The organism is Pseudomonas brassicacearum (assembly GCF_003732265.1).
In the GTDB taxonomy this organism is placed as follows: Bacteria; Pseudomonadota; Gammaproteobacteria; order Pseudomonadales; family Pseudomonadaceae; genus Aquipseudomonas; species Aquipseudomonas brassicacearum_D.
Map to the genome: position 1 here is coordinate 1 of NZ_MOBK01000485.1, position 219 is coordinate 219.

Annotated in this window: 1 pseudogene; it reads left to right on the forward strand. The window is 64.8% G+C overall.

The annotated features are described in order from the left end of the window. Window positions 1–219, forward strand: a pseudogene (locus BK660_RS32385) (hypothetical protein); the annotation flags it as partial.

Genomic DNA, 219 nt, shown 5'->3' on the forward strand with positions numbered 1-219 from the left:
TCCTGCTCGCTGCCGGTAGCGCCGGGATCGAAGCCGCGACCAACATCGTCTGTACGTGTACGCGGCGGTGACGTTGTTCTGCCTGATCACCTTCCGCAGCTGGCGGGCGACGCTGGTGGCGCTGCTGCCGCTGGTGCTGACCTCGATCCTCTGCGAAGCCTTAATGGTGGCGATGGGCATCGGTGTGAAAGTCGCGACCTTGCCGGTGATTGCGCTGGG